13 protein-coding genes are annotated in these 13667 nt (G+C 61.6%); 12 read left to right on the top strand and 1 reads right to left on the bottom strand.

Going from position 1 to position 13667, the window contains the following annotated elements; all coding sequences use genetic code 11:
* Positions 1-13: 13 nt before the first annotated feature.
* The 9 genes from argS to OSC50_RS22735 all read left to right on the top strand — a co-directional run bounded on the left by argS (position 14) and on the right by OSC50_RS22735 (position 10351).
* Positions 14-1750 carry an arginine--tRNA ligase gene (gene argS, locus OSC50_RS22695; protein WP_253510052.1) on the top strand — a complete coding sequence of 579 codons (1737 nt, stop codon included), beginning with the start codon at positions 14-16 and terminating at the stop codon, positions 1748-1750.
* 1 nt (position 1751) lies between these two features.
* Positions 1752-2453 carry an SPOR domain-containing protein gene (locus tag OSC50_RS22700; RefSeq protein ID WP_181080344.1) on the top strand — a complete coding sequence of 234 codons (702 nt, stop codon included), beginning with the start codon at positions 1752-1754 and terminating at the stop codon, positions 2451-2453.
* A 259-nt stretch (positions 2454-2712) separates the two neighbouring features.
* Positions 2713-3243: an ATP-dependent protease subunit HslV gene (gene hslV / locus OSC50_RS22705; RefSeq protein WP_003171209.1), complete on the top strand. Its 531-nt coding sequence runs from the start codon at positions 2713-2715 to the stop codon at positions 3241-3243.
* A gap of 36 nt (positions 3244-3279) precedes the next feature.
* On the top strand, positions 3280-4617 hold the full coding sequence (hslU, locus tag OSC50_RS22710) for an ATP-dependent protease ATPase subunit HslU (protein WP_181080339.1): 1338 nt from the start codon (positions 3280-3282) through the stop codon (positions 4615-4617).
* Between the two features lie 79 nt (positions 4618-4696).
* Positions 4697-5074 carry a gamma-butyrobetaine hydroxylase family protein gene (locus OSC50_RS22715; RefSeq protein WP_253510051.1) on the top strand — a complete coding sequence of 126 codons (378 nt, stop codon included), beginning with the start codon at positions 4697-4699 and terminating at the stop codon, positions 5072-5074.
* A gap of 249 nt (positions 5075-5323) precedes the next feature.
* Positions 5324-7003 (top strand): class II poly(R)-hydroxyalkanoic acid synthase, encoded by a 1680-nt coding sequence (gene phaC / locus OSC50_RS22720; RefSeq protein ID WP_253510050.1) that lies wholly within the window; start codon positions 5324-5326, stop codon positions 7001-7003.
* 84 nt (positions 7004-7087) lie between these two features.
* Complete coding sequence (gene phaZ / locus OSC50_RS22725) at positions 7088-7933, top strand: poly(3-hydroxyalkanoate) depolymerase (RefSeq protein ID WP_181080336.1); 846 nt, start codon at positions 7088-7090, stop codon at positions 7931-7933.
* 88 nt (positions 7934-8021) lie between these two features.
* Positions 8022-9704 carry a class II poly(R)-hydroxyalkanoic acid synthase gene (phaC, locus tag OSC50_RS22730; RefSeq protein ID WP_181080335.1) on the top strand — a complete coding sequence of 561 codons (1683 nt, stop codon included), beginning with the start codon at positions 8022-8024 and terminating at the stop codon, positions 9702-9704.
* 26 nt (positions 9705-9730) lie between these two features.
* On the top strand, positions 9731-10351 hold the full coding sequence (locus tag OSC50_RS22735; RefSeq protein ID WP_181080334.1) for a TetR/AcrR family transcriptional regulator: 621 nt from the start codon (positions 9731-9733) through the stop codon (positions 10349-10351).
* A gap of 12 nt (positions 10352-10363) precedes the next feature.
* Here the strand turns inward: OSC50_RS22735 and OSC50_RS22740 are convergent, their stop codons facing one another.
* On the bottom strand, positions 10364-11026 hold the full coding sequence (locus tag OSC50_RS22740; RefSeq protein ID WP_266247454.1) for a response regulator: 663 nt from the start codon (positions 11024-11026) through the stop codon (positions 10364-10366).
* A gap of 399 nt (positions 11027-11425) precedes the next feature.
* On the opposite strand from OSC50_RS22740, the gene OSC50_RS22745 reads away from it, so the two are divergent.
* From OSC50_RS22745 to OSC50_RS22755, 3 genes are all read left to right on the top strand, one after another.
* Entirely contained in the window at positions 11426-12004 is a 579-nt protein-coding gene (locus OSC50_RS22745; RefSeq protein WP_181080333.1) for a fimbrial protein, read from the top strand.
* 61 nt (positions 12005-12065) lie between these two features.
* Positions 12066-12827, top strand: coding sequence for a fimbrial biogenesis chaperone (locus OSC50_RS22750; RefSeq protein WP_266245542.1), 762 nt, complete (start codon positions 12066-12068; stop codon positions 12825-12827).
* Between the two features lie 7 nt (positions 12828-12834).
* The gene (locus tag OSC50_RS22755; protein WP_266245540.1) at positions 12835-13602 is read left to right on the top strand and encodes a fimbrial biogenesis chaperone; all 768 of its coding nucleotides are present in this window, start codon (positions 12835-12837) and stop codon (positions 13600-13602) included.
* The last annotated feature ends 65 nt before the right edge of the window (positions 13603-13667 follow it).

Genomic DNA, 13667 nt, shown 5'->3' on the forward strand with positions numbered 1-13667 from the left:
GAAAGAGAACACCATGAAAGACACCATTCGCCAGCTGATCCAACAAGCCCTCACCCAACTCGTCAACGAAGGTGTGTTGCCTGAAGGCCTGACGCCGGCGATCCAGGTGGAGAACACCCGTGACAAGACCCACGGCGACTTCGCCAGCAATATTGCGATGATGCTGGCCAAGCCGGCCGGCATGAAGCCGCGCGACCTGGCGGAGAAAATCATCGCCGCCCTGCCCGCCGACCCGCAGGTGAGCAAGGCCGAGATCGCAGGCCCGGGCTTTATCAATATCTTCCAGAACACCCAGGCCCTGGCCTCGCGCCTGGACGCCGCGCTGGCCGATGCCCGTATCGGCGCGCGCAAGGCCGGCGACACCCAACGCGTGGTCATCGACCTGTCGGCGCCCAACCTGGCTAAAGAGATGCACGTCGGCCACCTGCGCTCGACCATCATCGGCGACGGCGTGGCACGGGTGCTGGAGTTCCTCGGCGACACCGTGATTCGCCAGAACCACGTCGGCGACTGGGGTACCCAGTTCGGCATGCTGATGGCCTACCTGCAGGAAAATCCGATCACCAGCAATGAGCTGTCGGACCTGGAAAACTTCTACCGCGCCGCCAAGAAGCGCTTCGACGAATCCGAAGCGTTCGCCGATCGCGCCCGTGGCCTGGTGGTCAAGCTGCAGGCCGGCGACGAGGAATGCCTGGACCTGTGGAATCGCTTCCGCGATATCTCGCTGTCCCACTGCCAGGAAATCTACGAGCTGCTCAACGTCAAGTTGACCATGGCCGACGTGATGGGCGAGAGCGCCTATAACGACGACCTGATCAATGTGGTCAACGACCTCAAGGCCAAGGGTTTGCTGGTGGAGAGCAACGGCGCGCAGTGCGTGTTCCTCGAAGAATTCAAGACCGCCGACGGCGAGCCGCTGCCGGTGATCATCGTCAAGGCCGATGGCGGCTATCTGTACGCCACCACCGACCTGGCGGCCGTGCGCTACCGCAGCGGCGTGCTCAAGGCGGACCGTGCGCTGTACTTCGTCGACCAGCGCCAGGCCCTGCACTTCCAACAGGTGTTCGAGGTGGCACGTCGCGCCGGGTTCGTCACCCACCCGATGCACATGGAACACATGGGCTTCGGCACCATGAACGGCGCCGACGGCCGACCGTTCAAGACCCGCGATGGCGGCACGGTCAAGCTGATCGACCTGCTTAACGAAGCCCAGGAGCGGGCCTACAACCTGGTGAAGGAAAAGAACCCGGAGCTGGCAGAGGCCGACTTGCGCAATATCGCCCGCGTAGTAGGCATCGGCGCGGTGAAGTACGCCGACCTGTCCAAGCACCGCACCAGCGACTACAGCTTCAACTTCGACCTGATGCTCAACTTCGAAGGCAACACCGCGCCGTACCTGCTGTATGCCTACACCCGCGTGGCCGGTGTGTTCCGCAAACTGGGCAAGGACTTCAGCCAGGTCGAAGGCCGGATCGTGCTGGACGCGCCCCATGAACAGGACCTGGCCGCCAAGCTGGCGCAGTTCGGCGAAGTGCTGAACAGCGTCGGCGAAAAAGGCACGCCGCATATCCTTTGCACCTATTTGTACGAAGTAGCCGGGTTGTTCTCCAGCTTCTACGAGAACTGCCCGATCCTCACCGCCGACGACGAAGCCCAGAAGCAGAGTCGCCTGCGCCTGGCCGCACTGGCTGGACGGACCCTCAAGCAAGGCCTGGAGTTGTTGGGCCTGGAAACCCTGGAGCGTATGTAAGTTGGCTGCCAAGAAAAAACCTGCACCCAAGCGCGGCGCGAGCCGCTACCAGGCCCCGGCGAAGAAGCCGATCCCGGGCTGGTTGTGGATGGCTATCGGCCTCACGGTCGGTGCGTTTGTGGTGTTTCTGATGAAGCTGGACCCGGGTCAGGGCGATGACGTCAAACGGGTCAAGCAGGAACAGCAGAAAGCCTCGAAGATCGCCGAAGCCAACAAGACCGCCCCGAGCCCGACCGCACCGGTGAAGCCTAAATACGACTTCTATACGCTGCTGCCGGAATCGGAAGTGATCGTCCCGCCCGACGCCGTCCCGGAAAAAACCCTGCCGACGCCGCAAGTGCCGACCACCCCGGTCACCCCGGCCGAAGCCGCCAAGATCGATACCGCACGCGCCCAGGCAGCGCTGGCCGGCATCACCCCGCCGCCGGCACCACCGGTCGCCGAGACCAAGGCGGCACCGGTGACCAAGTTCTTCCTGCAGGCCGGTTCGTTCCCGAAACAGGCGGACGCCGATCGCGTGCGTGCGCAGATCATCCTGCTGGGCCAGACGGTGACCGTGGAGTCCGGCACGGTGAAGGACGCGACCTGGTATCGCGTGCTGGTAGGGCCGTTCAGCAACCGCGAACAGCTGACCGTGGCGCAGAAGCAATTGGCCGGGGCCGGGTTTAGCAACCTGTTGTTACAACAGCGCCAGAGCCGCTGATTTCGAAGACACACCAGCATGAATGTGGGAGAGGGGCTTGCCCCCGATAGCGGTAGATCAGCCAATATTTTCGGTGACTGATACACCGCCATCGGGGGCAAGCCCCCTCCCACATTTGGTTTTGCAGTGCTCTGAAATGGGTGTCAGACCGATAAACACCACTCGTCCGCCATAAACCCCCATGGTTGAAATCCCCCCCGCCACCCCCATATGAGTTTCCATCAGGGCATTTTCGCCCCGCTGCGTGGAGACTCTCCCCTTGACCACCATCGTTTCAGTACGTCGCCACGGCAAAGTCGTCATGGGCGGCGACGGCCAGGTTTCCCTGGGTAATACCGTGATGAAAGGCAACGCGAAAAAAGTGCGCCGCCTGTACCACGGCCAGGTGCTCGCCGGTTTCGCCGGTGCCACTGCCGACGCATTCACCCTCTTTGAACGTTTCGAGGGCCAACTGGAAAAACACCAGGGCCACCTCGTGCGCGCCGCCGTCGAGCTCGCCAAAGAATGGCGCACCGACCGCTCACTCAGCCGTCTGGAAGCCATGCTGGCCGTCGCCAACAAAGACGCGTCCCTGATCATTACCGGCAATGGCGATGTGGTCGAGCCCGAGCATGGCCTGATTGCCATGGGCTCCGGCGGGGGCTATGCCCAGGCCGCGGCCAGTGCGCTGTTGAAGAAAACCGACCTGTCGGCACGGGAAATCGTCGAGACCGCCCTGGGTATCGCCGGCGATATCTGCGTGTTCACCAACCACAACCAGACCATTGAGGAGCAGGACCTCGCCGAGTAAGCCGTAGGCTTATTCCGCTTGAGGCCGCCAAACACTATGTCCATGACTCCCCGTGAAATCGTCCATGAACTCAACCGCCATATCATCGGCCAGGACGATGCCAAGCGCGCCGTTGCCATCGCACTGCGTAACCGCTGGCGCCGGATGCAATTGCCCGAAGAATTGCGCGTTGAAGTAACACCCAAGAACATCCTGATGATCGGCCCCACCGGTGTCGGTAAAACCGAAATCGCCCGGCGCCTGGCCAAACTGGCCAACGCCCCGTTCATCAAGGTCGAGGCCACCAAGTTCACCGAAGTGGGCTATGTGGGCCGTGACGTCGAGTCGATCATCCGCGATCTGGCCGACGCCGCGCTGAAGATGCTGCGCGAGCAGGAGATGACCAAGGTCAGCCATCGCGCCGAAGACGCCGCCGAGGAACGCATTCTTGACGCCCTGCTGCCACCGGCGCGCATGGGTTTCAATGAAGACGCCGCACCGGCGTCGGATTCCAACACACGCCAGCTGTTCCGCAAGCGTCTGCGCGAAGGTCAGTTGGATGACAAGGAGATCGAAATCGAAGTAGCCGAAGTGTCCGGCGTCGACATCTCCGCGCCGCCTGGCATGGAAGAAATGACCAGCCAGTTGCAGAACCTGTTCGCCAACATGGGCAAGGGCAAGAAGAAGAGCCGCAAGCTCAAGGTCAAGGAAGCGCTCAAGCTGGTGCGCGACGAGGAAGCCGGGCGCCTGGTGAATGAAGAAGAACTCAAGGCCAAGGCCCTCGAAGCGGTCGAGCAGCATGGCATTGTGTTTATCGACGAGATCGACAAGGTGGCCAAGCGTGGCAACTCCGGCGGCGTCGATGTGTCCCGTGAAGGCGTACAGCGCGACCTGCTGCCGCTGATCGAAGGCTGCACCGTCAATACCAAGCTGGGCATGGTCAAGACCGACCACATCCTGTTCATCGCTTCCGGTGCGTTCCACCTGAGCAAGCCCAGCGATCTGGTGCCGGAGCTGCAGGGTCGCCTGCCGATTCGCGTCGAGCTCAAGGCCCTGACTCCGGGCGACTTCGAGCGCATCCTCAGCGAGCCGCACGCTTCGCTTACCGAGCAATACCGCGAGTTGCTGAAAACCGAAGGGCTGGGCATCGAGTTCCAGGCCGATGGCATCAAGCGCCTGGCGGAGATCGCCTGGCAAGTCAACGAGAAGACCGAGAACATCGGTGCCCGTCGCCTGCACACCCTGCTTGAGCGCCTGCTTGAAGAAGTGTCCTTCAGCGCCGGCGACATGGCGGGCTTGCAGAATGGCGAAGCGATCAAAATCGACGTCGACTACGTCAACAGCCACTTGGGCGAATTGGCGCAGAACGAAGACTTGTCGCGGTACATTCTGTAAGCCGCAAGCTGTAAGCTACAAGCCGCGAGTTGAGCACATTCAACTCGCGGCTTGTAGCTTGCAGCCCAAGGTGTCCTCAATGCCGAAATTCCCCACCGCTGTTAATTTGCACAAAACCTCCAACACCCTCGGCCTCACCTACGGCCCCGATGAGGTCTACCAGTTGCCCGCCGAGTTCCTGCGGGTGCACTCGCCTTCCGCCGAGGTCCAGGGCCACGGCAAACCCATCCTGCAATTCGGCAAGCTGAACGTGCGGCTGACCAAGGTCGAGCCCGCCGGCCAGTACGCACTGAAATTGACCTTCGACGACGGTCACGACAGCGGGCTGTTCACCTGGGACTACCTCTACCAACTGGCCGTGCGTCAGGAAACGTTGTGGGCCGATTATCTCGCCGAACTCAAGGCCGCCGGCAAAACCCGCGACCCGAGTGAATCGGTCGTGCGCCTGATGCTCTAAGTCAGCCGTCTTGCTCTTTAGAGGGCATTTTCTAATTCCATCTGCTTGAATGCCCTGTCTATAGGCCAATGATTGGCCGGCTTGCGAAAAAAATTAAACTCGGGTAACCAATGGAACTGGCAAGTTCCCTGCATTTGACGATGCGGTATCAACGGTCACCCGAGTCGCAGTACCAGGCTTGTGTTGTGTATCGAAACTTGGTGCGCAGCGGTACCCGGTACTCGTCTTTCGGACAATGGAGCGTCGTAGATGAGTAACAAGAACAACGATGACTTGAAACGCCAGGCCTCGGAAAACACCCTGGGGTTGAACCCGATCATCGCGTTACGCAAAAAGGATTTATTGGCCTCGGCGAAGATGGTACTGACCCAAGCCATCAAGCAACCGTTGCACAGCGTCAAGCATGTCGCCCATTTCGGCGTGGAACTGAAAAACGTGATGTTCGGCAAATCGGCGCTGGCGCCGGAAAGCGATGACCGTCGCTTCCACGATCCGGCCTGGAGCCAGAACCCGCTCTACAAACGTTACTTGCAAACCTACCTGGCGTGGCGCAAGGAACTGCACGAGTGGATCGGCGACAGCAACCTGTCCGAACAGGACATCAGCCGCGGCCACTTCGTGATCAATCTGATGACCGAAGCCATGGCGCCCACCAACAGCGCGGCCAACCCGGCGGCGGTCAAACGTTTCTTTGAAACCGGCGGCAAGAGCCTGCTCGACGGCCTGTCCCACCTGGCCAAGGACATGGTGCATAACGGTGGCATGCCGAGCCAGGTCAATATGGGCGCCTTCGAAGTGGGCAAGAGCCTGGGCACCACCGAAGGCGCGGTGGTGTTTCGCAACGATGTGCTGGAGTTGATCCAGTACAAGCCCGTCACCGAGCAGGTGCACGAACGCCCGCTGCTGGTGGTACCGCCGCAGATCAACAAATTCTATGTATTCGACTTGAGTCCGGATAAAAGCCTGGCGCGCTTCTGCCTGCGCAACGGCCAGCAGACCTTCATCATCAGCTGGCGCAACCCGACCAAGGCCCAGCGCGAGTGGGGCTTGTCGACCTATATCGAGGCGCTCAAGGAAGCCGTCGATGTGGTCACGGCGATCACCGGCAGCAAGGACATCAACATGCTCGGCGCCTGCTCCGGCGGCATCACCTGCACTGCGCTGCTGGGCCACTACGCGGCGCTGGGCGAGAAGAAAGTCAACGCCCTGACATTGCTGGTAAGCGTACTGGACACCACCCTGGACACCCAGGTCGCGCTGTTTGTCGACGAGCAGACCCTGGAAGCGGCCAAGCGTCACTCCTATCAGGCCGGCGTGCTGGAAGGCCGCGACATGGCCAAGGTGTTCGCGTGGATGCGCCCCAATGACCTGATCTGGAACTACTGGGTCAACAACTACCTGCTGGGTAACGAGCCGCCGGTGTTCGACATCCTGTTCTGGAACAACGACACCACGCGCCTGCCGGCGGCGTTTCACGGCGACCTGATCGAGTTGTTCAAGAACAACCCGCTGGTTCGCCCCAACGCCCTGGAAGTGTGCGGCACGCCGATCGACCTCAAGCAAGTGACCGCCGATATCTACTCCCTGGCCGGCACCAACGACCACATCACCCCATGGCAGTCGTGCTACAAATCGGCGCAGTTGTTTGGGGGCAAGGTGGAGTTCGTGCTGTCCAGCAGCGGACATATCCAGAGCATCCTCAACCCGCCGGGCAACCCCAAGGCGCGCTACCAGACCAGCGATGGCCTGGCAGGCAAGCCGCTGGAATGGCAGGAAAACGCCACCAAGCACACCGATTCGTGGTGGTTGCATTGGCAGGCATGGCAGGCGGAGCGGGCGGGCAAGCTGAAAAAGGCCCCAACGGTATTAGGCAACAAGACGTACGCCGCAGCCGAAGCGGCGCCAGGTACCTATGTGCATGAACGTTAGCTTCAAGCTACAAGCCTCGAGCCGATTGAGTTCAGCTTGAGGCTTGTAGCTTGAAGCTGCCCCTCTAACCCTAAGGGTTCCCCCATGCCGCAACCGTTCATCTTTCGTACCATCGACCTGGATGGCCAGACCATCCGCACGGCGGTACGTCCGGGCAAGCCTCACTTGACGCCATTGCTGATCTTCAACGGCATCGGCGCCAACCTGGAGCTGGTGTTTCCGTTCGTCCAGGCCCTGGACCCGGATCTGGAGGTGATTGCCTTTGACGTTCCTGGGGTGGGCGGCTCCTCGACGCCCAGCCGGCCTTACCGCTTCCCCGGCCTGGCCAAGCTCACCTCGCGCATGCTCGATTACCTCGACTACGGCCAGGTAAACGCAGTCGGGGTGTCCTGGGGCGGCGCGCTGGCTCAGCAGTTCGCCTATGACTACCCGGAGCGCTGCAAGAAGCTGATCCTGGCGGCGACCGCCGCAGGCGCCTTCATGGTACCGGGCAAGCCGAAGGTGCTGTGGCTGATGGCGAGCCCGCGCCGCTATATCCAGCCGTCTCATGTGGTGCGCATCGCGCCGATGATCTACGGCGGCTCATTCCGTCGCGACGCCAAGCTGGCGGCCGAACATGCCAGCAAAGTGCGTTCGGCCGGCAAGCTCGGCTACTACTGGCAACTGTTCGCGGGGCTGGGCTGGACCAGCATCCATTGGCTGCACAAGATCCGCCAGCCCACCCTGGTACTGGCCGGGGACGACGACCCGCTGATCCCACTGATCAATATGCGCATGCTTGCCTGGCGCATTCCCAATGCGCAGCTGCACATCATTGATGACGGCCACCTGTTCCTGATCACCCGCGCAGAGGCGGTGGCGCCGATCATCATGAAATTCCTGGAGGAGGAGCGCCTGCGCGCAGTGATTCACCCACGACCCGCGGTGTAAGGACCACACCGCCGCGCAACTTGCCAGGAACCGACTATGGTTCTGACTTGGCCTGCCTGTTGATGGTTTGACGAAGGAGTGTTGGCTCATGCGAGAAAGACCCGTGACGAACCCGGCGCCCACCCCTGCCGCGTTCATCAATGCGCAAAATGCGATCACCGGGCTGAGAGGCCGCGACCTGCTGTCGACCCTGCGCAGCGTGGCCGCTCATGGCCTGCGTAACCCGGTGCACACTGCGCGTCACGCCCTCGCCCTGGGCGGCCAGCTGGGCCGCGTCCTGCTCGGCGAGACGGTGCATGAGCCCAACCCCCGCGACGGCCGCTTCGTCGACCCCACCTGGCAACTCAACCCCTTGTATCGGCGCAGCCTGCAGGCGTACCTGAGCTGGCAGAAACAGACCCGGCACTGGATCGACGACAGCACCCTGGGCAACGATGACCGGGCGCGGGCGCACTTTGCCCTGTCGCTGTTCAACGATGCGGTATCGCCCTCCAACACCTTGCTCAATCCGCTGGCGGTCAAAGAGCTGCTCAACTCCGGCGGCAACAGCGTGGTGCGCGGGGTGAGCAACCTGTTCGACGACTTGCTGCACAACAATGGACTGCCGCGCCAAGTCAGCAAGCACGCGTTCGAAGTCGGCAAGACCGTTGCCACCACGCCCGGCTCGGTGGTGTTTCGCAACGAGCTGCTGGAGCTGATCCAGTACAAACCGATGAGCGAAAAACAGTACGCCAGGCCGCTGCTGATCGTGCCGCCGCAAATCAACAAGTACTACATCTTCGACCTGAGCCCGGCCAACAGCTTTGTGCAGTACGCGCTCAAGAACGGCCTGCAGACGTTTATCGTGAGCTGGCGCAACCCGGATGTGCGGCATCGCGAATGGGGCCTGTCGACCTACGTGGCGGCGCTGGAAGAAGCGCTCAATGTTTGCCGGGCCATCAGCGGTGCGCGCGAGGTCAACCTGATGGGCGCCTGCGCCGGCGGCCTGACCATCGCCGCGCTGCAAGGCCATCTGCAGGCCAAGCGCCAATTGCGGCGTATCTCCAGCGCCAGCTACCTGGTGAGCCTGCTGGACAGCCAGATCGACAGCCCCGCCACGCTGTTCGCCGATGAACAGACCCTGGAAGCCGCCAAGCGTCGGTCCTACCAACAAGGTGTGCTGGACGGGCGCGACATGGCCAAGGTGTTTGCCTGGATGCGCCCCAACGACCTGATCTGGAACTACTGGATCAACAATTACTTGCTGGGCAAGGAACCGCCGGCGTTCGACATCCTGTACTGGAACAACGACAACACACGCCTGCCCGCCGCGCTGCACGGCGACCTGCTGGACTTTTTCAAGCACAACCCGCTCAGCCATCCAGGCGGCCTGGAAGTGTGCGGCACGCCCATCGACCTGCAGAAGGTCACCGTGGACAGCTTCAGCGTGGCCGGTATCAACGACCACATCACGCCGTGGGACGCGGTGTATCGCTCCACGCAATTACTGGGCGGTGATCGCCGCTTCGTGCTGTCCAACAGCGGGCATATCCAGAGCATCCTTAACCCGCCGGGCAACCCCAAGGCCAATTACGTCGAAAACCCCCGGCTGAGCAGCGACCCACGCGCCTGGTACTACGACGCCAACCATGTCGAAGGCAGCTGGTGGCCGCAGTGGCTGGACTGGGTACAGCAACGTTCGGGCGTGCAGCGCGACACCCTTACCGCCCTGGGCAACCAGAATTACCCACCGATGGAAGCGGCGCCGGGCACCTATGTGCGGGTGCGCTGAGCTCGACGACACATTAAGAAGACTGGATGAAGACCCGCGATCGAATTCTTGAATGCGCTCTGCAACTGTTCAACCACAAGGGCGAACCCAACGTGTCGACCATGGAGGTGGCCAATGAAATGGGGATCAGCCCCGGCAACCTCTATTACCACTTCCACGGCAAGGAGCCGTTGGTACTGGGGTTGTTCGAACGTTTTCAAAATGAACTGGCGCCGCTGCTCGACCCACCGGCGGATGCGCAGCTGGAGCCTCAGGATTACTGGCTGTTCCTGCACCTGATCATCGAACGCATGGCCCATTACCGGTTCCTGTTCCAGGACCTGTCGAACCTGGCCGGGCGCCTGCCGAAGCTGGCCAAGGGCATTCGCAATCTGCTCACGGCGCTCAAGCGCACACTGGCGTCACTGCTGGCACGCTTGAAGGCGGGCGGGCAATTGGTCAGCGATACGCAGGCACTCGGGCAACTGGTGGAACAGATCACCCTGACGTTACTGTTTTCCCTGGACTACCAACGCATTCTCGACCGCGAAGGGGAAGTGCGGGTGGTGGTGTACCAAATCATGATGCTGGTGGCGCCGCATCTGCTGGCGCCGGCGCGGCACGCCACCGAGCGCCTGGCACTGCGTTATCTGGATGATCGGATTTAAGCGTTGGGGTGGCTATCCAGGTTCACCGAACTGGTGAGAAAACTTGAACAGCTCACTGTCGCTGCTTATCCCCAGTTTTCGATAAGCCGATTGTTTTTGTGTGCTGATGGTACTTGCACTGCGTGAGAACTTGGCGGCAATTGAACTGACGGACATGCCATCCAGAAAACAGCGCAATACTTCCTGCTCTTTTGGCGTAAGACCGTTATTCAAACGACCCGACGCGCAAAAGTCCGCATTCGCTCTCTTGTTCGCCACTTCCAACACCGACTGCATGCCCTGCAGTTCGGGCACCATACACGGCTGCAAGTAAAGTCGGCCCTGTGCGACGGTGCGTACAGCCGTGGTCAACTCAGCCAGGTTCTGAGTTTTACCGAGAATCCCCCAGCAACCGGCCTTCAACGACAGCGCCACCGTCGCTGGCGTGTAGTGCGAACACACAATCAACGGCCGGCACTGACTGAAGCGCCGATTGAGCGCCTGGAGCAGGTTCAGGCCGTCGATTTCCGAGGGTGCCAGGATAAAATCCATCACCACCACGTCCGCAGTCTGCCGGGCGAGCGCTTCGAGCAAATGCCTGCCTGTCCCGAAGGAACCGATCACCTTGATGTCGGCGGCTTGGCTCAGGCCCCACTCGATGCCCTGCCGCACCATTTCATGGTCATCAAGCAACATGACCGTATAAGGAGTGGAATCTGCTGCAGGCATAAAGGCACCCACCCAAGTTAATGCAACGCTGCACGCACCATCATCGGTTATTACCTGCTCGGTATAGCCCAGCGATATCTACGCTTCAATACAAGCCGACAATTAATACCCACTTGCCCTACAGAACTTCCCGACAGAAAAGACTTAACGAAACTTCATACACACCCAACAGCTATTTTAGAAAGTTCAAGTAAAACAGTACGCTTTCGAACATTTTCGAACTGAAACTCGTCACTCTTCTATAGAGACAATTAACTTCTAGATACAAATTAGTGATCCCGCCAATCGCGAACAACTAGACACGCATCTCGGATGCAGCGTCATCACCCGCGACCGGGAACACTCTCCATCAGCCTTGGAATTACCATGAACGTTAATGCTCTCTGCACTGCAACCGCTGCGCTGGTCTTGTCCGTTGCCGCGTCACAAGCCACATACGCCAACGACGGTGTTATCAACTTCAGCGGCCTGGTCACCGATGTGACCTGCACCGTGGAAGGCGCGGCACCGGGCTCGGGTGCCGTGGTCAAGGACGTCAACCTGGGAGGCGTCTCGGCCTCGCGTCTGGCCACCGCCGGCAGCCGCGCCAACCTCACGGGCTTCACGATTCGCATAGGCGCACCCGGCGAAGGCAGCTGCACCAACGGACGCACCGCGATGGTGGCCTTCGACCCCACCAGCGCAGCCATCGATGTGGCCACCGGCCGCTTGAACATCGACGGTTTTGACGACCCTTCCGACACCACTCACGCCAAGAACGTCCAAGTGGAAGTCACCAACCGCGACGGCTCGCCGATCAATGTCTACACCGAAAAGTCCGCCGGCGTGGTGATTGCCGACAACCAGGCCGTCATCCCGCTGGCCGCGCAGCTGTATGCCACCGGAGCCGCTTCCGAGGGCACGGTCAGTACGCGGGTCGGCTTCACGGTCGAGTACGCCGAGTGAGGCTCGTGGGGGCTGCACCCAAGGTGTCGGGGGCACCCCTGATTCGGGGAGCGTTCAAACGATGAAGACATGGGTCTGTTTCACACTTGCCGCCTGTGCCCTGGCGGCCTCCACCGGCCACGCCGGCGTGATCGTGCATGGCACGCGTGTGGTTTACCCGGCCGACAGGGCGGAAGTCGTGGTTCGCCTGGAAAACCGCGGTAACCGACCCGCCCTGGTGCAGACCTGGGTGGACACGGGCGACCGTCAGTCCACCCCGGCCACAGCCAGGACGCCCTTCGCCCTGTCGCCGCCGATCTTTCGCATCGAGCCCCAGCAACAACAGGCCTTGCGCCTGCGCTACGTCGGCGAGCCACTGGCGGCCGACCGGGAGCGGCTGTTCTGGCTCAACGTGTTGGAAGTACCGCCGCGCTCGGCGGATGCGGGGCAAAACAATCAGCTGGAACTGTCCTTCCGCACCCGCTTGCGCGTGTTCCTGCGCCCGCACGCCCTGCCCTACCCCGTCGCCGCTGCGGCCGCCAGGCTGCAATGGAAACTGGTCGAACATTCCCAAGGGTTCGCGCTGCAGGCCACCAACCCTACGCCGTACCATGTTTCCCTGGCCAAGGTGACCTTGCTCAGCGCCAGCCGACGTTTTGAAAAAGCCCCGAACCAGGCAGCCAATGACAGCCTGTTACTGCCGGCCGGTGACGTCAAACGGTTCGCACTTCCGCTGCTGCGCCATCGTCCTTGCGGCTCAGCCACGGTCGAATTCACCACGGTCAGCGACTTCGGCGCGCGAGTGCCGCACTCGACCGACCTTGCCCTCTCCTGCGCCGGGTGACTGAGCCATGAACGCGACGTCGATTTTCCACGCACCGACCCTACTTGTACTGCTGGTGTCAGTGCTGTCGAGTGTGGCTTCGGCGCGGGCGAGCGTGGTGATCAACAGCACGCGCATCGTCTACCCCCAGAACGATAAGGAGGTCACGGTCAGGCTCGAGAGCAAGAACCAGGCCCCCGTATTGATCCAGGCCTGGCTGGACGACGGCGACGAAAACGCCACGCCGGACCTCACCGCCGTTCCCTTCATTGCCACCCCGCCCATCTTTCGCATGGACCCGGGCAAGCAACAGGTGCTACGGCTGGCCTACACCGGCGATCTGCAGCCCGGCGCCCAGGAGCGTCTGTTCTGGCTCAACCTGCTGGAGGTGCCGTCGCAGCCGGCGGACGCACCACGCAGCAACCAGCTGCAACTGGCCTTTCGTTCGCGGATCAAGCTGTTCCTGCGCCCACCGAACCTGGCGTACGCGGTCGAAGCGGCGCCCGCCAAGCTGCAATGGCGCTACGTGCAGACCGCTCAGGGCCAGATGCTGGAAGCCTATAACCCGAGCCCGTATCACGTGACGTTCGAACACATCGAACTGCGTGGCGCCGACCAACGCCCGGCCTATGCGGTCGCGACATACGGCGCCGGCACCATGGTGGCGCCCGGTGCACGCAGCCGCTTCGCTCTGCCGGGGTTCAACCCGCCGCCCGCGGCTGCGGCGACCGTCGCGTTCCAGACGCTCGACGACTTCGGGGTCAAGGTTTCACACCAATCGAAGGTCGCGCAATGACCGCCCTGGCGCCACGCCATCCGCCGTAGCGTCGTCGCCGACGCTATTGGATCGATCACACACCT

This window comes from Pseudomonas quebecensis, from assembly GCF_026410085.1.
Taxonomy (GTDB): domain Bacteria; phylum Pseudomonadota; class Gammaproteobacteria; order Pseudomonadales; family Pseudomonadaceae; genus Aquipseudomonas; species Aquipseudomonas quebecensis.